We start from the raw sequence: 22894 nt of genomic DNA, 5'->3' as shown, positions 1-22894 counted from the left end.
AAAGCGAAGATGGGTTGAAAACAGCCCCAACAGAGCAGAGGTAAATATGTTGCAAGAACCCGTAGACACAGCCAAAGCACGGCAACTATTGAATCAGAGTATGGCCTTGGTGCTCGCAGGGGGACGTGGTAGTCGCCTGAAGCAGTTGACCGACAACCGCGCCAAGCCCGCCGTCCATTTCGGCGGCAAGTTCCGCATCATCGATTTCGTGCTCTCCAACTGCATCAACTCCGGCATTCGCCGGGTGGGTGTGGTCACCCAGTACAAGTCCCACAGCCTGCTGCGCCACCTGCAATCGGGCTGGTCCTTCCTGCGCTATCAGATGAACGAGTTCATCGATCTGCTGCCTGCCCAGCAACGGGTGGACGAGGTGCACTGGTATCGCGGCACCGCCGATGCCATCTACCAGAACGTCGACATCATTCGCGACTACGGCCCCAAATACATAGTGGTGCTGGCGGGGGATCACATCTACAAGATGGACTATGCCGCCATGCTGCTCGATCACGTGCGCCTCGGCGCCAAGGTGACGGTGGCCTGCATCGAGGTGCCGCGTGCGGAGGCGTCCGCCTTCGGGGTGATGGACATCGACGAGCAGCGCAAGATCCGCGCCTTCGTCGAGAAACCGGCCAACCCGCCCGCCATGCCGGGCTGCGAGGATCGCTCGCTGGCCTCCATGGGCATCTACATCTTCGAGGCGGAGTACCTCTACCAGTTACTGGAAGAGGACATCCACAACCTGGAGTCCAAGCACGACTTCGGCATGGACGTGATCCCGCGCATCGTGGGGGAGGGCAAGGCCTTTGCCCACCCGTTCAACATGTCCTGTGTCGGGGCCAAGGAGGGGCAAAAACCCTACTGGCGCGACGTGGGGACCCTGGATTCGTTCTGGGAGGCGAACATGGACCTTGCCTCCGTGGTGCCCGAGCTCGACATCTATGACGAGAACTGGCCCATCTGGACCAGCCAGAACATGTCGCCACCGGCCAAGTTCGTGCAGGACAGAAACGGCCAGCACGGCATGACCATCAACTCCATGTTTGCGGGGGGCTCCATCGTGAGCGGCTCCTTCGTGCTCAACTCGGTGTTGTTCACCAACGTGCGGGTGCACTCCTTCTGTACCCTGGATCAGGCGGTGATCTTCCCCGGGGTCGAGATCGGGGCTGGTTGCCGCTTGCGCCGGGTGGTGGTGGACAAGGGGTGCAAGCTGCCAGACGGCCTGGTGGTGGGGGAGAATGCAGACGAGGATAGCCGCCGCTTCTACCGCTCCGAGCAGGGCATAGTGCTGGTGACCAAGCCGATGCTGGCCAAGCTGGGGTGACACCATTGCCAACGTCAGACGTCACAACTAAAAAGGGAGCCGATATGGCTCCCTTTGTCTGTTCAGCCGGGCGGCTGATTATTTTTCGGTGATCAGGGCCTTGGCGGCCATCACCATGGCGGTGCCATGCTTGCCACCGGCGGCGGTCACTTGCGGGACGCCATCTTCGTCGGTGTCGCTGCCGGCACCCTCGATGACGTTCTCGCCGGAATCACCGACCCATTCGGCCATCTGCATGCCGCCGTTGACGGTGCCGCGGAACCAGCTCACGTAGCGCTGGGTCAGCTGTGCCAGCTCCAGCTCGGGTGCCTTCTCGGCCCCTTCGTTGAGCAGGTTCAGCATGGCGGAGCGCAGGGCGCCGGAGATGGCTGCCTGGGTCCAGGGGGTGTATTCACCCTGCTTGCCGGCGAGCCAGGTACCGGCCTTGGCATTGAAGTAGGCCTTGTCGGCGGCGATGAAGAGCTCGCGCGCCGCAGTACGGTACTTGGCATCCGAGGTGGCCAGGAACGCGGCGGTCAGGCCGCGGATGGCGGCAAACTGCGCGTCGATGGACTGGCCGGCGTCAAGCTTGCCACCCAGGGTCAGACCGTCATGGACCAGGCCGTTCGTGCCCACCAGCTTGCCGAGGATGAAGTCAGCCTGCTTGCGCACCAGCTCCAGCGCCTGTTGACCTTGCTGAGTCTTGAGGTTCAGCTCGCCATTGTCACCGGCGGCGTAGCCCACCGGCAGCGCATCCTGGGCGCGCTGGAAGATCTGCAGGGCGACCAGGGCGTAGGCGGCGTCGAAGGTGGTGACGTGCTTGCCCTGCTTGCCTGCTTGCCAGCTGTCGACCAGGGTGCCGGCCTTGGGCTCGAAGTGCAGGGCCGCCAGGTTCTTGAAGGTCAAGTTGGAGAGATTCAGCGCCAGGGAGAAGGCATCGCTGCCCGCCACCGCCTTGCCTAGATCGTTGGTCTGGTTGGCGGCCGGGGCGGCGGCGAACGGGGCGCCGTCAAACACGGCGTGGAAGGCCGGGTTCTGGTTGGTGTTGGCGCCGCGCTGATCGGTGAAGGCGTAGAACTCGGAGAGCGGCCACAGCAGCATCCAGGCGTCGCGCAACTGGGCGGAGCCGTCTACCACGTCGAGCTTGCCGATGGCGCCGACGTCATTCTTGCCGGTCTCGGTCACCTTCACCTGATGGGGGAAGTAGACCACACCCTTGGCCGGATCGTACTGGGGGCTTACCTTGGCGCCGAGCTGCTTGCCATCGAAGCCGAGCTGACCCTGCAGGATGGCCAGCTTGTCGATGGACTGCTCGGTCAGCATCATGCCGTTGAAGCCGTCGGCGGCAGAGACGCCCAGCTTGTGCTTGCCGTCCTGATCCATGGTGGCGGACGCGGCCTCCACCTCTTCATCGCTCTCGGCCACGTGCATGCCGCCGAGGAAGTCCTGGGACCACATCACCTCCTTGAGCAGGATGCCGCCCACGGCTGCGGGGACCAGCAGGTTGTCACTGCCGCTCCAGCGCAGGGTGGCGTAGTCGCGGAAGTAGGCGGGGACCTGGGTCTTGACGCTCTTCTCGTTGCCCTTGGCTGTCTTGATGGTGATCTGGTCGCCATTGACCGGGGTGGCGTTCACGGCCTGCGCGAACTCCGGGTTGGCGGAGGCGTAGGGCAGGGAGAGGGGATACATGCCCTGTGGAATTTCATCGGCCGGGAAGCCGACGGCCTCGGCCATGGCCAGCACCCGCTTGCCCAAGTCGGCCAGGGTGCCACCGCGCGCCTGGTTTTGCGGTCCGTTCGCCAGATGGGGGCCCATGCCGGACTGGTAGTTCAGCGCGTACATGGCCTCTTCGGAGTATTCATAGGATTCGATGCCGGCGGCGAAGTCGAACGGGGTGGGCTCGTCGGCGCGGTTGGCGTCCAGCACGTCCAGATCCAGCCCCAGCGCCTCGGCCAGCGGCTCACCGGAGAGTTCGAATTCGGTGTAGGCCAGCATGTTGGCGGCGGTGTTGAAGGTCTTGTCTTCCACCTTGACGGCAGCGTGCGCTGCGCTGCTGAGCAATGCACAGGCGATCGCCTGCACCAGTACGGTTTTTCTCATGTCCTTTTTACCCATATGTTTGATTTTATTATGACGCTTCTCATGAATCTAAATGAGAATGGTGTGCATTATGGGGCAAAGGGGATGTCTTGAGAAGAAAAAACCGCGCCCTTAAGGAGGGCGCGGCGGCAGGCGTTACATCAGCTTGAAGGGGATCACCAGGCGACCCGGCTCTACCTTGAGGGCCTCGACCTTCTCCTTGATCCTGGCCTCGTTCTTGCGACTGCCGTCGAGCCGATAGACGGGGGTCTGGGAGAGGAAGAGGGAGAGCGACTGGTTGAAGGTGGGCAGCAGCGGCGTGAGGGCGGCGCCCACGTCGGCTGGCTCGGTCTTGACCGAGATGAGCTCGAGGTCTCGCAGGTAGATGGCGCCCTGCTCGGCCACGTAGTCGGGGCGGGCACTGAGGGAGAGGCGCACCTTCATCTGCTGGCTGCCAAGGGGGCTGGCCACTTCCAGATCGCCGGCGGCATCCAGCTCGACCCGGTCGGTCTGGCGGCGGCCGATGCGGCTTTGCATGTCATCGAGGCGGATCTTGCTCGACATGATGCCGGGGATCCCCAGCTGTTTCTCGAAGGCGACTCGCTCCTTGAGGTACTGGTTTATCTCCCCCTCGCTGACGCTGTACTGGGTGAGAGAGCAGGCCGCCAGCAGCAGGGCGAAGGGGAGCAGAAGCAGGTGCTTTAACATGGGAAGGTTCCATCAAATGGGTGGCAACAACGGATGGCGCCATCTTAGGGGCAAAGCGGGTCGGCCGCCAGTGGGGGCGGGCTGACCCCGTTTCTGTCGCATCCCCCATATGGGGATGGCAATCCGTGTTCATTCGAGTAGCGTTGTCATCCCCTGCGCCAACAGGCCCGCCGTGGCGCTGTCCCCGCAATACCCACAGACAAGCTCCTGTTTTATCGATTCAAAATCCCATTGACCCCGTGATTTCAAAGCGAGTATTTTACCGCCGCACAAAGTCAAATTGATAATCATTATCATTTTGAATCTTCTTTGAGGGTGTAACGTGAATACTCGAGTAATGGAAAATGGCGCACCTGCCGAGGCGAAGATGTCGCCTGATTTCTTGTTTACCTCGGGTCAGGGCACGATCAATGCCACTGACCTGGGGCAACCCATCACCACCCCCGCCTGTGAATGGCCTTTGCTAGAACAACAGATTGCTGACGCGCTGGCCGCTGCCAGCGCCGCCGGCCAGGCCAACCCCCTGCTTATCGGCGCCTTTGCCTTCGACCCGGCGGAAGCCTCCTGTCTCTATGTGCCCGGCCGCTATAAGCGGGGCGAGCGCCCTGTCCCGCTGGCACAGGCGCCGGCAACAGCGGCGATGGCTGAGCAGGCCATCGAGGCCAACCGGGTCATCTCGGTGCAGAGCACCCCGCCGGCCAGCGAATTCCAGGCCTCGGTGAGTGCTGCGCTGGATGCGTTTGCACAAGGCAAGCTCGCCAAGGTGGTGCTGTCACGCAAGCTGACGCTCACCCTACATCAGCCCGCCGACCCTAAGCGGGTGATGGCCCGTTTGATGGCCCAGAATCCCCACGCCTTCCACTTCTCCCTGCCGCTCGGCCAGGGCCGCCGCCTGCTTGGCGCCAGCCCCGAGCTGCTGCTGCGGGTCAGCGGGGGAGAGGTGTTCACCCATCCGCTGGCGGGATCCGCCAGACGGGCGAGTGAACCGGCGCAAGACGAGGCGGTGGCCCGGGATCTGCTGGCCTCCCGCAAGGATCAGCATGAACACAAGTTGGTGATCGACGAGATCCGTCGGGTGCTGACCCCTCACTGCCGCGAGCTGGCGATCCCGTCCAGCCCCTCGCTGATGAGCACGGACACCCTCTGGCATCTGGGCACCCCCATCGCCGGCAGGCTCAATGGCGGTGAGGCGTCGGTACTCTCCTTGGCCTGCCAGCTTCATCCTACCCCGGCCCTGTGCGGCTATCCCACCGATCTGGCCCGCCAGTTCATCCGCGAGCAGGAGCCCTTCCGGCGAGCCCTGTTCAGCGGCATCGTCGGCTGGTGCGACAGCCAGGGCAACGGCGAGTGGGCCGTGGTGATCCGCTGCGGCGTGCTCGATGGGCATCAGGTGGAGCTGTTCGCCGGCGCCGGCATCGTCGCGGGCTCGGATCCTGCCATGGAGTGGGCCGAGACCGGCACCAAACTGGGGACCATGCTCAAGGCCCTGGGCCTGAGTCCGGAGGTGGCGCAATGACCCAGTCCAACCGCTTCCTGCCCTATACCCGCTGGCCTGACGCATTGGCCCAGCGCTACCGCGCCAAAGGTTATTGGCGCGGCGAGCCCCTGACCGCCATGCTGGCGCGCCAGTGCGAGCTGGCCCCCGACGCCGAGGCCATTCTCTGCGGCGATCGCCGCTTCAGCTATGGCGAGCTGGACGCCGCTTCGAGCCGGCTGGCCGGGCGTCTGGCCCGCCACGGCCTGGGGGTAGGGGACACCGCTCTGGTGCAGCTCCCCAACGTGGCCGAGTTCTATCTGGTGTTCTTCGCCCTGCTCAAGGCTGGCATCGCACCGGTCAATGCGCTCTTTAGCCACAACCGGCTGGAGCTCCTCTCTTATGCCGAGCAGATCACTCCGCGCCTCTTTATCGGCTCGCTGGCTCATCCGCAGTTTGCGAGCAAGGGTCGCGAGAGCGAGCTGCTGACAACTATAGGCGCCGAGCTGGTGCTGCTGGATGGTGACGCAGGGGAGCTGGGGCTGACCCATTGGTTGGCGAAGGTGGCTGAGAGTGAGCCGGTGAAATCTGGCCCGACCCCGGCGGACGAGGTGGCCTTCTTCCAGCTCTCCGGTGGCAGCACAGGCACCCCCAAGCTCATCCCCCGCACCCATGACGATTACCTGTACAGCGTGCGCCGCAGCAATGAAATCTGTGAATTGGGGACTCACACCCGCTATCTGTGCGCCCTGCCGGCACCCCACAACTTCCCCCTGAGCTCCCCCGGGGCGCTCGGGGTGTTCGAGGCGGGCGGCACCGTGGTGCTCGCGCCCGACCCCAGCCCCATCAGCTGTTTCCCGCTGATCGCCCGCCACCGGGTCAATCTCACCTCGCTGGTGCCGCCGGCGGTCTCGCTCTGGCTGCAGGCCGCGGAAGCGGATCCCGCTGCGCGCACCCAGCTCGAGAGCCTCGACTTGCTGCAAGTGGGTGGCGCCAAGCTGGGGGAGGCGGTGGCCAGCAAGATAGGGCCGCTGCTCGGCTGCCGGCTGCAGCAGGTGTTCGGCATGGCGGAAGGGCTGGTCAACTACACCCGGCTGGACGACCCCGACGAGAAGATCATTCACACCCAGGGCCGCCCCATGAGCCCGGACGACGAGGTGCGCATTCTCGATGAGGCGGGCAACCCGGTTGCCCCCGGCGAGCCTGGCGCCCTGCACACCCGTGGCCCCTATACCTTCCGCGGTTACTACCAGAGCCCGGCCCACAACGCCCGGGTGTTCGATGCCGAGGGCTTCTACTGCTCCGGCGACCTGGTGGTACAGGATGCGGATGGTTACCTGACCGTGGTCGGGCGGCAGAAGGATCAGATCAACCGGGGCGGCGAGAAGATCGCGGCGGAAGAGGTGGAAAACCAGCTGTTGCACCACCCGGCCATCACCCATGCGGCCCTGGTCTCCATGTCCGACAGCGCCATGGGGGAAAAGAGCTGCGCCTTTATCGTCACCACAGAACCGGGGCTCAAGCCGCTGGCCTTGCGCAAGTTTCTGCGTGAGCGCGGGGTGGCGGACTTCAAGCTGCCCGACCGTTTCGAAACCCTGGACGCCCTGCCCATGACGGCGGTGGGCAAGATTGACAAGCAGGGGCTGCGGGCACGCATTGCGCACGCCATCGCCGCCAACCAGCCTCTACAGCATAAAAACTAGTAAGGAATCATGACGTTATGGCTATCCCAACCCTGAACAATTACGCCATGCCCAGCCAGTGGAAGGCCAACAAGGTCAACTGGTCTCTGGATCCCAAACGCGCCGCCCTGCTGATCCACGACATGCAGGAGTACTTCACCGCCTTCTATGGCGAAAACAGCCCGCTGATCGCGGCGCTCACCGAGCGCCTGGCCGCCGTGCGCAAGCAGTGCAAGGCCCTCGGCATTCCGGTCTTCTACACCGCCCAGCCCAAGGATCAGTCCCCTGAAGATCGCGCCCTGCTCAACGACATGTGGGGCCCGGGGCTCAACAAGCGGCCCGAGCAGCAGCAGGTGGTGGCAGCACTCTGCCCAGAGCGGGACGACACCGTGCTGGTCAAGTGGCGCTACAGCGCCTTCCAGCGCTCCGAGCTGGAACAGATGCTCAAAGCGCTGGGGCGGGATCAGCTGATCATCGGCGGCATCTACGGCCATATCGGCTGCATGATGACCGCCTGCGACGCCTTCATGCGCGACATCCAGCCCTTCTTCCTGGCGGACGGGGTGGCAGACTTCTCCCTGGCCGATCACCAGATGGCGCTCGACTACGTGGCGACCCGCTGCGGCAAGGTGATCCCCTGCGAGGAGGTGCTGGCCCTTGCCCCGGCTTCCGCTTCTGCCGCCCAGACCAGTCCGCTGCTGACCAATCCGTTGCTGACGTATGAGGGGCTCAAGGCGCGGCTGCTGAGCCATATCGACGAGGACGAAGGGGAGTTTGACCCCGACGAGAACCTGATCGACTACGGTCTGGATTCGGTGCGGATCATGGCCCTGCTCACCGAGTGGCGCGCCGCCGGGGTGGAGCTCGGCTTCGTGGATCTCGCCAAGCTGCCGACCCTCAACGGCTGGTGGCGCCTCATCGAGGCCAAGCTGGCAGCCCAGGCGCTGGAGGTGACCCCATGAACCGCTTCCCCTTGACCATCCCCCAGCAGGGGCTCTGGTCCGGACATCTGCTCAACGACGACAAGGCGATGTTCAACACCGCCGAGTGCATCGCCTTCGACGGCAAGGTCGAGGCGGCCGTGCTGGTAGCGGCCCTTGCCAAGGCGGTGGGGGAGTGCGAGGCACTCAAGGGCCACTTCGAAGACAATAAGGAGGCGGTCTGCTTCGTCTCGCATGAGCTGCCCCTGGCCTATGAAGAGGTCTCCCTCGAGCTCGATGACGAGACACTGGCCCGCGCCTGGGCCTGGGCCGATCTGCGCCGCCCGTTCGAGCTGACCCAAGAGGCGCCCTGCCGCTTCGCCCTGCTGCGCGGCCCCGGCCGCGATTATCTCTACAGCTGCGTGCACCACATCGCCCTCGATGGCTTTGGCACCACCCTGCTGTTCCAACGCATCGCCGAGCTGTATGCAGAGGGGCTGGCCGGTGAGATGAACTCCCCATCGCCTTTCGGTTCTTTGGTGGAGGTGCTGGCGGAAGAGGCGAGCCGCGAGCAGATCGGTAAGAACGCCGCCGCCCGTGCCTTCTGGCAGGAGCAGCTGCAAGCCTGGCCCGAGGTGAAGTCCTTTGGCGAGACCCGCGCACCGATTGCCGCCGAATTTATCCGTGAGAGCCGTCCGCTGCCGGCGGCGCTGTGGCAATCCCTGACCGGCTTTGCCGACGAGCACAAGCTGGGCTGGCCCGATCTGCTGCTGGCCGGCCTCTCTGCCCAGCTGTCGCTGTCGAGCGGCCAGGATAAGACCCTGCTCGGTCTGATGATGATGAACCGTATCGGCTCGGCGTCGCTGACCGTGCCCTGCATGCAGATGAACATTACCCCGCTGGCGCTGACTCTGGGTGAAGAACTGGATCTGGCGGGAGCTGCCGGCGCCGTGGCCAAGGCCAAGCGCGGGGTGCGCAAGCACCAGCACTACCGCTACGAGCTGCTGCGCCGCGACCTTGGCCTGGTGGGGGGCGACAAGCGCCTGTTCGGCCCGCTGGTCAACATCATGCCGTTCGATCACGCTCGCCGCTTCGGGCCGCTATCTGCCCATATTCTCAACATCAGTGCCGGCCCGGTGGAGGATCTCACCATCGAGGTGCAGGTCGGCGTCGATGGTCAGCCCAGACTGGATCTGGACGCCAACCCCGGCTGCTACCAGCAGGCGGATCTGGCTGCCATCGCCGATACCCTGTTTGCCCTGCTGGGCCGCTGGCTGACCGAGCCCGCCCAGACCCTAGGGGCGCTCAAGGCCGACTGGCTGACCGAGCAGCGAGCCAGGGCCCTGATCGCCGGCCCCGCCCATGAAGCTCTCCAGGTGCGGCCGGTGCTGGAGGCGCTCTGCCACTTCGCCGCCCAGACCCCGGACAAGATAGCGCTGGAGCAGGGAGAGACCCGCTTCAGCTACGAGGCGCTGCTGGCCAGATCTGAACAGATGGCAGCTGCCCTGCAGGCCGCAGGCGTCGCCCCCGGCGACAAGGTGGGGGTCATGCTGGCCCGCACCCCCCAGGCCATCTTCGCCCAGCTGGCGGTGCTGCTGGCGGGCGCCGTCTACGTGCCGCTCGACCCTGAGCAGCCGCTGGAGCGCCAGGGCCATATTCTGCGGCTGGGGGAGGTCAAGACCCTGATCACCCAGGCCGAGTACCGTCACAAGCTGGCCAGCCTGTTTGAGGGGCGCACGCTCTTGGCGGGGGATCTGGTGAGCGATGATCGGCTCAACCAGCCGGCCGCCGGCCGCGCCGTCGCCTACCTGATGTTCACCTCGGGCTCGACCGGTCTGCCCAAAGGGGTGGCGGTCAGCCACGGCGCGCTGGATCACTTCGCCGCCGCCGCCCGCTGCCGTTACCACCTGGGAGAGGGGGCGCGGATGCTGCAATTCGCCCCCTTCAACTTCGACGCCAGCATCGAGGAGGTGTTCGCCACCTTGAGCGCCGGTGCCACCCTGGTGCTGCGCACCGACGCCCTGCTCGAATCCATGCCCGCCTTTGCGGCCGGGGTGGCGCAGATGGGGATCACCCACCTCGACCTGCCCACCGCGTTCTGGAACGAATGGGTGGTGGCGCTGACGGCGGGCCAGGCCCACATTCCTGCCAATCTGGCCACCGTCATCATCGGCGGCGAGGCGGTCTACCCCGAGCAGCTGGCCCAGTGGCAGCGTCAGGGCCGCTCCGATGTGTGCCTGTTCAACACCTACGGCCCCACCGAAACGACCGTGGTGGTGACCACTCAGGAGTTGCAGCAGGAAGACCCCAGCCAGACCCAGCTGCCCATCGGCCTGCCGCTGCCCGGCATGCAGGCGCTGATCCTGGGGGCGGGGGAGCAACCCGCCAGCGAGGGGGAGCTGGTGCTGCTCGGCCCGCAGCTGGCCAACGGCTATGTGGGCGGCGTGCAAGGGAGCTTTGGCACCCTGCGGGTCGGCGAAGAGGATCTGCCCGTCTATCGCACCGGCGATCGAGTGCGCCTGGTGGCCGGCCGGCTGGTCTACCTCGGTCGGCGCGACAACGAATTCAAGATAAGCGGCTATCGCATCCAGCCCGGCGAAGTGGAGGCCCAGCTGCTGGCCCTGCCGGGGGTGGATGAGGCGTGCGTGCAGGGAGTGAGCATCGGCAGCGTGCGCCGGCTGGTGGCCTTCGTGGCGGGGCCGGAGCGCGACAGCCGGGTCATCAAGGCGCAGCTGGCCAAGGTGCTGCCTGCCGCCATGATCCCCACCGACTATCGTCACTATGACCAGCTGCCCCGCACCGGCTCCAACAAGCTGGATCGCAAGGCCCTGCTGGCCGCCTACCAGGCGGGCGGCGAAGCATTGACCCTGGGCAGCGAGACCGAGAACCGGGTCGGTACCATCTGGCAGCAGATCCTGGGGCTTGCCACCATGGCGCCCGCGGACAACTTCTTCGAACTGGGGGGCCAGTCCCTGCAGACCATCCAGATCGTCAACCGGCTCGGCGCCGAGTTCGGGGTGCAGGTCAAGGTCTCCGACGTGTTCGATCACCCTCGGCTGGATGATTTCTGCCGTTTCCTCGACGGCCTGCTTGCCGAGGACGAAGAGAGCGTGGAGATGGTGTGGTGATGGATAAGGAGCAACAAGCAATGGCCTTTGATTTCACTGGCAAGCGGGTCTGGGTGACCGGAGCAGGGCGCGGCATTGGCCGCGAGGTGGCGACGCAGTTCGTGGCGGCCGGCGCCTGTGTGGTGGGGCTGGATCTGACCTTTCCTGAAGCCGACTACCCCTATGCCACCCGGCTGCTCGATATTGGCGACTCGAAGGCGGTCAACGCCTGCTGCGCAGCGCTGCTGGCGGACGGCGGGCTCGATGTGCTGGTGAGCGGGGCCGGGGTGCTGCGCCTTGGCCCCACCGACGTCCTGAGCGATGACGACTGGCACGACTGCATGACGGTCAACGCCAGCGGCGTCTTCTATCTGCTGCGGGCCCTGGTGCCCCACTTCAAGGGGCAGCGGCGCGGTGCCATCGTCACCATCGGCTCCAACGCGGCCCATGTGCCGCGCATGCAGATGGCGGCCTACTGCGCCTCCAAGGCGGCGGTCACCAGCCTGACCCAGACGGTGGGGCTGGAGCTGGCCCCCTTCGGCGTGCGCGCCAACCTGGTGTCGCCGGGCTCGACGGATACCCCCATGCTGCGCGGCATGCTGCCAAACGAGGAGGCCATGGCCCGCACCATTGCCGGGTTGCCGGAGCAGTTCAAGCTCGGCATCCCCCTGCGCAAGGTCGCCACCCCGGCGGAGATCGCCCATACCGTCCTCTTCCTGGCCTCGGATCTGGCCAGCCACATCACGCTGCAGGATCTGGTCGTCGACGGCGGCGCCACCCTGAGTGCCTGAGGCTTGAGAAACAGATGAACAATATGATTTTGCTGTTGAAACAGCTGGATGGTCAGAGCGTCAAGCTCGCCCTGAATGAGAAGGGGCGGGACGGTTTTTCTTCCTATCGCGCCACGCCGGCTGTCTGAGGTACAGATGAACAATATGATTTTGCTGTTGAAACAGCTGGAACGGCAGGGGGTCAAGCTGGCGCTGAACGACAAGGGCCAGCTTATCTCCCAGTCGAGCAAGGAGGCGGTGACGCCGGCCATCGGCGCCACCATCAAGGCCCACAAGGATGAGCTGGTGCGCTGCCTGGCGGCTCGCGCTGCCTTCGAGGCGCCCATTGTCGCCGAGGGCGCCCGGCAGGGGCCGCTCTCGTCGTCCCAGAGCGGGCTCTGGTTTATCGAGCAGTACGAGGAGGCCTCCCACCTCTACAACATGCCGGTCTATTTTCGCGTCAAGGGAGAGCTGGACACGGCGGCGCTGGAGTTTGCTTTCGATCACCTGTTTGCCCGCCACCCCAGCATGCGCACTCGCTTCATCAAGGACGAGGCGGGCAGAGGGGCGCAGGAGATCCTGCCCCACACGCCCTTCACGCTGCAGATTGAGGACGTGAGCGCAGAGCCCGCTGCCGAGCGGGAGGCCTATGTAGCCCGCCGGGTGCGCGAGGAGATTGGCCGCCCCTTCTCCCTGACCCAGGGGGGTCTCAGCCGGGTGCATCTGATCCGGCTGGGCAACCGCGAGCACGTGCTGCTGATCACCCAGCACCACATCATCTCCGACGGCTGGTCGGTCAAGAACATGTTCGCGGATCTCAAGCGCGCCTTTCTTGCGCACCAGAACCGCGAGCCCCTGCAGGTGAGCGAACTGCCCCTCACCTACATCGACTATGCCCGCTGGTTCAACTCACCGCGTTTTCTCGATTATCACGCCGAGTTCAAGCCGTTCTGGGTCGACCGGCTCGGTGGCAGCCCCGAGATACACGGTCTGCCGCTCGACAAGCCGCGCCCGGCCCATCAGGACAGCGGCGGCGAGCTGGTCTTCTCCACCATCGACAACGCGCTGTGGGAGAGCTTCAAGCGCCTGTGTCAGCGCCACAGCACCTCCAACTTCATCGGTCTGCACGCCCTGTTTGCCCTGCTGATGGTGCGCCAGAGCGGCGAGAAGGAGGTGGTGATCGGCACCCCGCTCGCCTATCGCGAGCGCCACGAGATCGAGTCGCTGGTGGGCTTTTTTGTCAATACGCTGGTGCTGCGCACTCAACTCAGCGGCAAGCCCAGCTTCGTCGACTATCTGCAGCAGTGCCGGGAGGAGGATCTGGCGGCCTTCGATCACCAGCTCTACCGTTTCGAGGCGCTGGCCGAGGCCATCGGCGCCGATCGCACCACCGCCATCAACCCCATCTTCCAGATCATGCTGGTCTATCAGGCCAAGGTGGACTTCAACGATCTAATCCCCGGCTGCCAGCTGGTGGAGGAGACCTCGCCTGTGTTGCCGGCCAAGACCGACATCTCGGTCAAGGTGACCGAGCTGATGGACTCCGTCAGGGTGGACTGGCTGTTTGCCACCGCATTGTTCGAGCGAGAGACCATTCAGGCTCTTGCCGATCGCCTGCTGCACCTGATGCGCGCCGTGGTGGCTGCCCCCGAGACCGACATCTGGCAGTTGCCGCTGGAGGCGGGCACCGACCAGGCGGCGATGGCCGCACAGCTTGCCGATCTGCCGCCGGACTACCCGAGCCGTGACACCCTGCTCTGTCATATCGAGCGGCGCTCTATTCAGTTGCCGGACGCGCTGGCGGTGAGCGACGGCGCGCAATCGTTGACCTATGGCGAGCTGGAGGTGCGTGCCAACCGGCTGGCCCACTGGTTGCTGGCTTGCGGCGTCACCCCGGGCGCCGCCATCGGCATCCAGGCGAGACGCGATGTCGCCTTCGTGGTTGCCCTGCTCGCCTGCTGGAAGGCGGGGGCGGCTTATGTGCCCCTCGACCCTGCCTATCCCGCCGAGCGGCTGGCCCATATCCTCGGCGATGCATCCATCAGCCTGGTGCTGGGCGGCGTGCCGGACCCGCGGCTTGGCGAGGCGCTGGCGGGCACGACTGCCGAATATCATGATCTGCACCAGCTTGCGCTGGACAAGATGCCAACCAGCACGCCCGCACTACCCCGGGATGCCGCCATGCTGGCCCAGATCATCTACACCTCCGGCAGCACCGGTCTGCCCAAGGGGGTCATGGTGGAGCAGGGCAGCCTGGTCAACCTGATGGCGGATCACGGCGATCGCATCGCCCTTGATCAGAATGGCGCCATGTTCAACTGCATGTCCCTCTCGTTTGATGCGGGCAACATGACCAGCTTACTGCCCCTGTACTGCGGCGCGGCCCTGCACTTCGGCGAGCCGGGCGAGGGGGTGATCAGTGCCGCGATCGCTTGCGGTGCCAGCCATATGATTTTGCCGACCGCCTTGCTCGCCAACCTGCTACCACCGGCGGAACTCGGTTCCCTCAAGGCCATCGGCTTTGGTGGCGAGGCGTGCCCGAGCAGCCTGGTGGATCGCTGGGGGGAGCGGGTGGCGCTGTTCAACATGTACGGCCCGACCGAGTGCACCGTCACCGCGCTCTGCGCGCGGCTCACCCCGGGGGCGCCCATCACCATAGGTCGACCGGTCAACCACCTGAAGGCGTTGATCCTGGACGAGGCGGGCAATCTCTGCCCGGTGGGGGTGCCCGGCGAGCTCTGCCTGGCAGGGCTGGGGCTGGCCCGCGGTTACCTCAATCTGCCGGAGCGCACCCAGGAGGCCTTTATCGAGCTGGCGCTGGCGGAACGTACCCATCGTCTCTATCGCACCGGTGATCGGGCCCTGCTGCGCCGCGATGGCAGCATCCAGTATCTGGGCCGGATAGACGAGCAGATCAAGCTGCGCGGCTATCGTATCGAGCCGGGGGAGATAGAGACCCGGCTCGCCGAATTGTGCCCGGTCATCCGCCAGATCAAGGTAGTAGTGCAGGAGGGTCGTCTGCTCGCTTACGCCTGTTTGCAGGCCGGGGCAAGGGAGCCCGACGGCGACGCCCTGCTGCAGCGGGCCGGCGAGTGCCTGCCCGAATACATGGTGCCGGCGCGCCTCTGCTGGCTGCCCGAGATGCCGCTCACCCCCAACGGCAAGCTGGACTTGCGCCGCCTGCCCGCCATCGTCTGGCAGCAGAGCAAGGGCGAGCCGCAAAACGAACTGGAGCAGACCGTGCTTGCCATCTGGCAAGGGGTGCTCAAGCAACCGCTCGGGGTGGAGGATGACTTCTTCCGCTTAGGAGGTGACTCCATCCTCAGCATCCAGCTCACCACCCGGCTGCGGGATGCGGGGCTGCACTGCAGCGTGAAGGACGTGTTCGAAGCCAAGACGGTGCGCCGCCTCTGCCGCCAGCTCGGCCAGCAGCAGGCCGTCAGCCACAGGAGCGAGCAGGGCAGCCTGACCGGCGAGTTTCCGCTCCACCCCATTCAGCACTGGTTCTTCGAGCAGGGCTTTGCCAAGTCCGGCCACTGGAACCAGGGGGTGATCCTGCGCCTGCCGGCCGGGGTGGACGATGAGGCCCTGCGCGGCTGGCTGGATACCCTGCGCCAGCACCACGATGCCCTGCGCCTGGCGGTGACCCCGACCGGCCAGCGCTATCTGGCCGAACTGCCATTGCCGCCGCTGCCGACCCTGGATGCCGGCAGCCTCGATGAGGCCGAGCTGCAGGCCCGCCTGACCGAGCTGCAGGGAGATCTGGATCCTGCCAGCGGCCATACCCTGGCCTGGGCCCGCCTGCGCAATCTCTCTCTCGAGGGTGTGCGGGAGGGCGAGGGCGAGACGGTGGAGGGGCTCTTCCTCGCCTTCCATCACCTGGTGATCGATGCGGTCTCCTGGCGCATTCTGGCCGAAGATCTGGCACGGGTGAGCAGGGGCGAGCCGCTGCCCGCCAAGGGCAGCAGCTATCGCCAGTGGGGCGAGGGGCTCGCGGCCTACGCCAAACGGGAAGAGGATCAGCTTGGCTTCTGGCTTGCTCAGGGGGAGGCCAGCAAGCCAGGCTTGCTGGAGGAGCGACGCGCCGCCGATGGCCGCGCCGCCGCCAGCCTGCTGCAACTGAGTCAGGAGACCACGGCCCGTCTCATCGACATCGCCAACCAGGCCTACTTCACCCGGGTGCCCGACCTGCTGCTGGCGGCGCTGACCCATACCCTGAGCGAGCAGGGTTACGGCAGCCGTCACTGCGTGATGCTGGAAGGGCACGGCCGTGAGGCCATCGATGCGGAACTCGACGTGAGCCGTACCCTCGGCTGGTTCACCAGCACATACCCGCTGGCGCTGGCGGATGCCAAGGAGTGGGATGCGCTGGTCTGCGCCACCAAGGAGCAGCTGCGCGCCGTGCCGGACAAGGGGGTGGGCTTCAACGCCCTGAGGTTGCACCATCCCCGCGGGCAAGAACTGCCCCAGGCCCTTGTCGTCTTCAACTACCTGGGGGTCAGCCATCAGGGCGAGGCTGTTCAACCCTGGCAGCCCCTGCCGCTGGCGCCGGGGGCACCCACGTCCCCTGACAACCTGCCGCGGGAGCTGGTCAGCCTGCACGGGGGCGTGTTTGATGGCCGCCTCACCCTGCGTCAGGTGGGCGCCCTCAACCAGCAAGGGAGCGACGCCCTGATGGCACGGCTGGCGGACAACCTGACGGCGCTGGTGGAGCACTGCTGCACGGTGAAGGCTCCGCGCCATACCCCGAGCGACTTCCCGGGGCTTGGCCTCTCGCAAGCCGCGCTCGATCGGGTGCTGAACGGGCGCGAGGTGGAGACCCTGCTGCCCATGACATCGCTTCAGCAGAGCATGTTCCATCACAGGGCGCTGGCGCCCCGGGATCACGCCTATCACCTGCAGACCGAGATCGACTATCACCAGCCGCTGGACGTGGCGGTCTACCGTCAGGCCTGGCAGGGGCAGATCGCCCTTTGGCCGGCCCTTCGCAGCGAACTGGTGCTGGCGGATGGGGTGGCGCTGCAGCGCATCCTCAAGCACGCCGAGTTGCCATTCCACTATGAGGACTTGTCTGAAGTGGAAAATGCAGAGACACGGGTCCAGGCCTATCGCGAGCAGGATCTGGCCCGCCCGATCCCGCTCGAGCAGGCGCCCCTGCTGCGCCTTGCCTGCTTCAAATTGGCCCCCGATCACCACAAGGTGATCTTCAGCGCCCATCACAGCGTGCTGGATGGCTGGAGCGGTCCCGTGTTGCTGGGTTCCCTGCATCGCGGCTATCAGGCGCTGATGAACGGCCTGTTGCCGCAGGGCGAACCGGATACCGCCTGGCTCGAATTTGGCCGCCATATCGTGAGCCAAGCCCGCAGCGCCGAGACCTACTGGCAGGGGCGGGGCGAGCTCTTGGCAACGCCTAACGATCTCGCCTGCCTGTTCGGGGTGACGCTGGACGCTAGCTCAAGCGGGCGCCATACCCAGCTGCGACCGGCGGTGTGCGCCACGGCGCTGCCGGCCGAGGTGGCAACCTTGCTCGCGAGCCGTGCCCGCGACCTTGGCGTGACTGCGGGCCTGTTGGCCCAATATGCCTGGCACCGTCTGCTGGCACGCCGCTCTGGCGATGCCGTCACCCTGGTGGGCAACGTGACCCCGGGCCGGGATTACCCCATCGAGGGGATCACCGCGAGCGTCGGGCTCTACATCAACAGCCTGCCACTGGCGCTGGCCTGGCGCACCGAGCTGACCCTGGCCGAGCATATCGCCCAGTTGCAGACCGACCTGATGGCGCTCAATGAGCACGACACCCAGTCGCTGGCGGCACTGACCAAAGGCCGGGCGCGTCTGTTCCAGAGTCTGTTCGTGTTCGAGAACTACCCTATGCCGGCGGCCCCTGTCGCCCCCGAACCCCATCAGCTGGTGCCGCGCTTTGGCACCGTGGTGGAGAAGGTGGAGCTGCCGCTCTCCTTGGTGGTCAGCAGCCGGGGCGAGACGCTCCAGCTGCGCCTCGAATTCGACGGCGAGCAGATCCCCGAGGCCCGGGCCGAGGCGGTGCTGGCTGACTGGCTGGCCGAGCTCGACTGGCTGGCGCAGGCGGATCTGAGCCAGCCGGCCAGAGTGGCGGCGGCCGCGCCGTTCCCAGTGAGGGCGCAAGTGGCCGCCACCAAGGCTGATGAACCTGGCCTGGCTCAGCCGCCGGCCGAGGCCCGCAGGCTGGTGGCCCTGTGGGAGCGCCTGTGCGGCGTGCCCGGCATCTGGCAGCAGACCCTGTGTGAACTCGGGGTGGATTCGGTGCAGCAGCTCGCCCTGCTGGCGGCCCTCAACGAGGCGTTTGGCCAGGATCGGGCGTCGCTCACCCTGCAGACGCTCAAGGCCCACCCATCACCCAGCCGGCTCTATCGGCATTGGCTGGTGCGCCAAACGGAGGCCGCACTATGACGGTGACCATCAAGCATGAGGCTTCGCTCGTGCAAACCCGGCTTGCCCCCCGTGAGGGGGCGGCCAACCTGGGCGCGCGGCTGGCGGCCTGTCTGGCCGCCACCCCGCTGGCCCCCGCCATCCGTATGGGCGTGGGCATGAGTGTGGAAATGGCAGAGATCCGTGACGGTGCAACCGCAGGGCAGTGGCTCAGCTACGGCGCCCTCAATGCAAGGGTCGGCCAGATTGCCGCCCGCCTGCAGGGGCTGGCGGTGGGAGAGCGGGTCGGCCTCTATCTCTCCCGCAGCCCGGATCTGGTGGCCAGCCTGCTGGCCTGCCTGCGGCTCGGCCTCTGCTTCGTGCCGCTGGAGCCGGACTTTCCCCTGGAGCGGCTGCAGGGGATAGCCCGCCAGGCCAGGCTCTCGGCGGTGATCTGCGATGAGGAGGCGGGGACCCCGGACTTCGGTTGCCCCCTGCGTCCCCTCAAGGGGCCGGCCCCCGGCGGGGCTCTCTCCTGGCCCAGGGTGGACGACGCCCTGGCTGCCTACATGATGTTCACCTCGGGCTCCACCGGCGAGCCCAAGGGGGTGGTCATCAGCCGGCGGGCCCTGCTCTGCTTCCTCGACGGGATCCGCGATCGGCTCGGGCTTTCACCTGGCTGCCACTGGCTCTTCATCACCACCCCGGCCTTCGACATCTCCCTGCTGGAGATGCTGGGGCCGCTCTGGGGCGGGGGCCGGTTGACGGTGGCCGGCGGCGAGCACAACAAGGATCCGCTGGGGATGCTGGCGCTGCTCGAGGGCGACCCCTCCATCAACTGGCTGCAGGCCACCCCGGCCTGCTGGCGCATGCTGCTCAAGGCCGGCTGGCAGGGACGCAATACCCTCACCGCCCTGTGCGGCGGCGAGGCGCTGGACCCAGGTCTGGCCGAGCAGCTCTGTGCCCGCACCCGGCGGCTGTGGAACTGCTACGGGCCCACCGAGGCCACCGTCTGGTCGCTGGTGAGCGAGGTGCGCTGGCCACCGGCTGGGGGCCAGATCACCATCAGCCACAGCCTGCCCGGCTATCGGCACTGGGTGCTGGACGAGGCGGGGCTGCCGGTGGCGGAGGGGGAGTGCGGCGAGCTCTGCATCGAGAGCCCGGCCCTGTGCGAGGGGTACTGGCGCAAGCCGGCCTTGACCAGCGCCGCCTTCCTGCGCCTTGCCACCCATCGCCTCTATCGCACCGGCGATCGGGTGCGCCGGCTGGGGGCGGACCGCTTCCTCTATCTGGGGCGGCGCGATGATCAGGTCAAGCTGCGGGGCTTTCGCATCGAGCTCGGCGAGGTGGAGGCGGGACTGCGCCGCCAGGCAGGGGTGCAGGAGGCAGCGGTGCGTCTGGTGGGTGAGGGGGACGAGGCCATGCTGGTGGGCTACGTGGAGGTGAAAAGCGGGGTGACCCTCAATCGCCTCGCCCTGCGCAAGGGGCTGCAGGCGACGCTGCCGCACTACATGGTGCCGGCGCGGCTCATCCTGCTGGATGCCCTGCCCAAGACCGGCAGCGGCAAACTGGACAGAAAGGCGCTGCCCCTGCCGGAGTAGCATTGCCCGTTGCTCGCAAGCGTTGATAAACAAAGAAGCCCGCATGATGCGGGCTTCTTGTTGGCAGTCAACCGAGATGGGGATCAGTGCGCGATGGGGGCCGCGTCCGGCTTGGTGAGCAGCTGCTCGACGTCGTCGATCACCTTGAGGGCCGCCTGGGGGCCGCCGGTGGAGGTCCAGAGCGATCCGTCCACGGCGCCGAAGCGCTTGCCCTTGATGGCGCCAAGCTGCTGGAAGGCCGGGGTCTGCTCGGCCTGCTTCATGGCATCCACCGCATCGCCGCTGGTGCTGAGGGTGCCGACCACCAGCCAGTCACCGTCCAGCAGGTTGAGGGATTCGAGACTCAGGGCCGGGGAGTGGGGGCTCTTGTCGCCGATCTGGTGGGCCGGGCGAGCCAGCCCCATCTCGGTGACCACGCTGCTGGCGAAGGTGCCGCCATGCATGTAGCTAGGCCCCTTGGGGTTCCAGCGCACTATGCTCACCTGCTCCCCCTGGTGCTTGGCGAGCTTGCTGCGGGCCTCTGCCAGGCGGGCGTCATACCGGGCGAGGAAGGCCTTGGCCTCGGCCTCCTTGTTCATCACATTGGCGCTGCGGTTGAACACGGTTTTCCAGGGCTCGCCCCAGTTGCCGGTGACGACGGTGGGGGCTATCTCCTTGAGCAGGGCCAGCAGCTCGGGCTTGGTCTGGCCGGTGAGAATGAGATCCGGTTCGAGGTCTATCAGCTTCTCCAGATTGGGGTTGTCCAGATCCCCGACCACCTGGATCTCCTTGCCCGCCTTGTCCAGCAAATAGCGGGGCAGGGTGGACTGGCCGCGACCGTTGACTGTGCCGACCGGTTGCACCCCCAGGGTCAGGGCGCTGTCGAGATCGAGCTCGCTCAACACAACGACCCGCTGGGGCGCCTCGGGGACAGTGTGGGTCTGGCCGTTGGCATCGAGCACCTGGCGGGTGCCTGCCTGGGCCTGAAAGCCGACCAGGCTGGCCAGCATGAGCGCGGCGGCCAGGGGGGAGAAGATCTTCATGGTTACATCCTTAATGGGTGAAATCGGCGGCACTCTTGGCCCATGCCGGGCGGCCCCTGTGGGGTGTGCCTGCCAGTCAGCCTAAAACCGGGGTCCAAATGGGCGGGGACATGCTACCACAGAAGCGCAAGTGAGAAACATTGTCATTTGTATTTGTGGTGTCTGCCCTGGGGATTTTGTTACCATGAGGCGCCATTGCGAGGAGCTCAGATGCCCCCCTTATCCCCTCTCACCTCCTTCCTTTTGCAACGGGATCGCCTGCTGCTGCCGGGTACGCCCCCCTTGACCCTGCATCGCATCTGTTTCGATGCCGCTGCCTTTACCCCCGCCTGCTTCGCGGCCCACGGCATGGCGCTGCCCGCCAGCCTGCAGCATGCGGCCCCCAAGCGGCTGGGGGAGTTTCTGGCGGGGCGCCTCGCGGCCCGCGAGGCCCTGCGCCCCTTTGGCCTTGCGGGGAATGGGGTGGCCATCGGGAGCGCCCGCGAGCCCCTCTGGCCTTTGGGAATGGAGGGGAGCATCAGCCACAGCCAGCTGGCGGGGCAGGGGGTGGCGCTGTGCGGGGTACGCCCCGCACAGAGGGGAATGGGGCTGGATCTGGAGGCCTGGCTGGGGCCGGAGCAGGGGAGTCAGCTCTGGTCCGGCATCGTCGATGAGGATGAGTGGGGACGACTGGAGGCCGGAGCCCGCGCGCTCGGGCTGGACAGGGCCAGAGGGCTGACCCTGGTGTTTTCCGCCAAGGAGAGCCTGTTCAAGGCGCTCCATCCCAGGGTGGGGCGCTACTTCGACTTTCTCGATGCCCGCTGGCTGGGGATGACGGCCCAGAGCCTCACCCTGGAGCTGAAGGTCCCGCTGACGCCGACCCTGCCTGCCGGCTGGCGCTGCACCCTGCACTGGCAGCCGCTGCCGGGAGGCGTGCTCACCACCCTGCTGCTGTGAGCGGCGCCCGGGCTCTCGCGCCCCGCCACTGCCCAGACAAAGAAACCGCCATCAGGCGGTTTCTTGCTATCCGGCTCAGGCCGACTGTGCATGGTCGACGCGCCGACGGGGCACTATGACGGGGGCACCGTCGCCGGGGGCGTGCAGTATGTCCACGTCGGTCTGGTAGAGCCGATCGATGAGGGACTTGGTCACCACCTCCCGGGCCGCGCCCATGGCCTGGATGCCGCCATCCCCCAGGGCAATCAGCTCGTCGCAGTAGCGGGCGGCGGTGGCGAGATCGTGGATCACGATGAGCACCGTCTTGCCCTCGGCGGCGACTCTGTGGATGGCCTCCATCACCTCGGTCTGGTGGCCTATGTCCAGGGCGCTGGTGGGCTCGTCCAGCAAGATGAGATCCGCATCCTGGGCCAGCACCATGGCGAGCCAGACCCGCTGGGCCTGACCACCGGACAGCGAGCTGGCGCTCTGCTGCCAGATGGCATCGAGCTGCATCCGCTCCCTGGCCCAGCCCACCATGCGGGCGTCCTCCTCGCTCCACTGGTTGAACCAGCCCTGATGGGGATGGCGGCCGTATTGCACCAGCTGCTCGACCCGGATGCCGGGCGGCATCAGGGGGCGCTGGGGTAGGTAGGCGAGCTCCCGGGCCAGGGCTTTCATGCCGTAGCTGGCCAGCGGCTTGTCCTTGAGCAGTATCTCCCCGCTCTGGGGCTGCTCCTGGCCCGCCAGCAGTTTGAGCAGGGTGGACTTGCCGCCCCCGTTGGGGCCGACTATGCCCACCAGCTTGCCCTGAGGCAGGGTGAAGGAGATCTCCTCGAAGATGCTCTTATGCGGGTAGCCGAACTGGAGTCGATTCACGGTGAGCGTCATCAGGCGGCCCTCGGTCTGTCTTGGAAATGGATGAATGG

13 protein-coding genes are annotated in these 22894 nt (G+C 66.3%); 9 read left to right on the top strand and 4 right to left on the bottom strand.

Translation table 11 applies throughout. The features are described from left to right. Positions 1-46: 46 nt before the first annotated feature. Complete coding sequence (gene glgC / locus ACB039_RS03980; RefSeq protein ID WP_371165183.1) at positions 47-1321, top strand: glucose-1-phosphate adenylyltransferase; 1275 nt, start codon at positions 47-49, stop codon at positions 1319-1321. A gap of 78 nt (positions 1322-1399) precedes the next feature. Here glgC and ACB039_RS03975 read toward each other — a convergent pair whose 3' ends face one another. Then, positions 1400-3400 (bottom strand): hypothetical protein, encoded by a 2001-nt coding sequence (locus ACB039_RS03975; RefSeq protein ID WP_371165182.1) that lies wholly within the window; start codon positions 3398-3400, stop codon positions 1400-1402. A 135-nt stretch (positions 3401-3535) separates the two neighbouring features. Further along, positions 3536-4087, bottom strand: a complete 552-nt coding sequence (locus tag ACB039_RS03970; RefSeq protein WP_042648500.1) for a lipoprotein — start codon at positions 4085-4087, stop codon at positions 3536-3538. A 322-nt stretch (positions 4088-4409) separates the two neighbouring features. Here ACB039_RS03970 and amoC point away from each other — a divergent pair, with 322 nt between their 5' ends. From amoC to amoH, 7 genes are all read left to right on the top strand, one after another. Continuing rightward, positions 4410-5603, top strand: coding sequence for an amonabactin biosynthesis isochorismate synthase AmoC (amoC, locus tag ACB039_RS03965; protein ID WP_197970355.1), 1194 nt, complete (start codon positions 4410-4412; stop codon positions 5601-5603). Further along, positions 5600-7264, top strand: a complete 1665-nt coding sequence (gene amoE / locus ACB039_RS03960) for an amonabactin biosynthesis (2,3-dihydroxybenzoyl)adenylate synthase AmoE (protein WP_182785656.1) — start codon at positions 5600-5602, stop codon at positions 7262-7264. The genes amoC and amoE overlap by 4 nt, the downstream gene beginning before the upstream one ends. Positions 7265-7281: 17 nt before the next feature. Next, positions 7282-8205: an amonabactin biosynthesis bifunctional protein AmoB gene (amoB, locus tag ACB039_RS03955; RefSeq protein ID WP_182785655.1), complete on the top strand. Its 924-nt coding sequence runs from the start codon at positions 7282-7284 to the stop codon at positions 8203-8205. Next, complete coding sequence (gene amoF / locus ACB039_RS03950) at positions 8202-11291, top strand: amonabactin biosynthesis non-ribosomal peptide synthetase AmoF (RefSeq protein WP_371165181.1); 3090 nt, start codon at positions 8202-8204, stop codon at positions 11289-11291. Before amoB ends, amoF begins: the two co-directional genes overlap by 4 nt. Before the next feature lie 20 nt (positions 11292-11311). After that, a complete protein-coding gene (gene amoA, locus ACB039_RS03945) occupies positions 11312-12061 on the top strand; it encodes an amonabactin biosynthesis protein AmoA (protein WP_371165180.1) in 750 nt (249 codons plus the stop codon). Between the two features lie 135 nt (positions 12062-12196). After that, the gene (amoG, locus tag ACB039_RS03940) at positions 12197-18469 is read left to right on the top strand and encodes an amonabactin biosynthesis non-ribosomal peptide synthetase AmoG (protein ID WP_371165179.1); all 6273 of its coding nucleotides are present in this window, start codon (positions 12197-12199) and stop codon (positions 18467-18469) included. After that, positions 18466-20028, top strand: coding sequence for an amonabactin biosynthesis glycine adenylation protein AmoH (gene amoH / locus ACB039_RS03935; protein ID WP_042648507.1), 1563 nt, complete (start codon positions 18466-18468; stop codon positions 20026-20028). The genes amoG and amoH overlap by 4 nt, the downstream gene beginning before the upstream one ends. Positions 20029-20111: 83 nt before the next feature. Here the strand turns inward: amoH and ACB039_RS03930 are convergent, their stop codons facing one another. Further along, a complete protein-coding gene (locus tag ACB039_RS03930) occupies positions 20112-21050 on the bottom strand; it encodes an iron-siderophore ABC transporter substrate-binding protein (RefSeq protein WP_161507301.1) in 939 nt (312 codons plus the stop codon). A gap of 210 nt (positions 21051-21260) precedes the next feature. Here ACB039_RS03930 and ACB039_RS03925 point away from each other — a divergent pair, with 210 nt between their 5' ends. After that, positions 21261-21986, top strand: coding sequence for a 4'-phosphopantetheinyl transferase (locus ACB039_RS03925; protein ID WP_371165178.1), 726 nt, complete (start codon positions 21261-21263; stop codon positions 21984-21986). A gap of 75 nt (positions 21987-22061) precedes the next feature. On the opposite strand, the gene ACB039_RS03920 is transcribed toward ACB039_RS03925, so the two are convergent. Then, positions 22062-22856, bottom strand: a complete 795-nt coding sequence (locus ACB039_RS03920) for an amonabactin ABC transporter ATP-binding protein (RefSeq protein ID WP_226169460.1) — start codon at positions 22854-22856, stop codon at positions 22062-22064. Positions 22857-22894: the final 38 nt, after the last annotated feature.

The organism is Aeromonas sp. S2(2024), from assembly GCF_041402505.1.
Lineage (GTDB): Bacteria > Pseudomonadota > Gammaproteobacteria > Enterobacterales > Aeromonadaceae > Aeromonas > Aeromonas media.
The sequence above is the reverse complement of the archived record's forward strand: the minus strand, read 5'-3'. Positions and strand labels throughout refer to the sequence as shown.

What these genes read in the sequence shown, in the direction of transcription:
- glgC (WP_371165183.1), top strand. Translation starts at nt 47, where the DNA reads ATGTTGCAAGAACCCGTAGACACAGCCAAAGCACGGCAACTATTGAAT.
- ACB039_RS03975 (WP_371165182.1), bottom strand. Translation starts at nt 3,400, where the DNA reads ATGAGAAAAACCGTACTGGTGCAGGCGATCGCCTGTGCATTGCTCAGC.
- ACB039_RS03970 (WP_042648500.1), bottom strand. Translation starts at nt 4,087, where the DNA reads ATGTTAAAGCACCTGCTTCTGCTCCCCTTCGCCCTGCTGCTGGCGGCC.
- amoE (WP_182785656.1), top strand. Translation starts at nt 5,600, where the DNA reads ATGACCCAGTCCAACCGCTTCCTGCCCTATACCCGCTGGCCTGACGCA.
- amoB (WP_182785655.1), top strand. Translation starts at nt 7,282, where the DNA reads ATGGCTATCCCAACCCTGAACAATTACGCCATGCCCAGCCAGTGGAAG.
- amoF (WP_371165181.1), top strand. Translation starts at nt 8,202, where the DNA reads ATGAACCGCTTCCCCTTGACCATCCCCCAGCAGGGGCTCTGGTCCGGA.
- amoA (WP_371165180.1), top strand. Translation starts at nt 11,312, where the DNA reads ATGGCCTTTGATTTCACTGGCAAGCGGGTCTGGGTGACCGGAGCAGGG.
- amoG (WP_371165179.1), top strand. Translation starts at nt 12,197, where the DNA reads ATGAACAATATGATTTTGCTGTTGAAACAGCTGGAACGGCAGGGGGTC.
- amoH (WP_042648507.1), top strand. Translation starts at nt 18,466, where the DNA reads ATGACGGTGACCATCAAGCATGAGGCTTCGCTCGTGCAAACCCGGCTT.
- ACB039_RS03930 (WP_161507301.1), bottom strand. Translation starts at nt 21,050, where the DNA reads ATGAAGATCTTCTCCCCCCTGGCCGCCGCGCTCATGCTGGCCAGCCTG.
- ACB039_RS03925 (WP_371165178.1), top strand. Translation starts at nt 21,261, where the DNA reads ATGCCCCCCTTATCCCCTCTCACCTCCTTCCTTTTGCAACGGGATCGC.
- ACB039_RS03920 (WP_226169460.1), bottom strand. Translation starts at nt 22,856, where the DNA reads ATGACGCTCACCGTGAATCGACTCCAGTTCGGCTACCCGCATAAGAGC.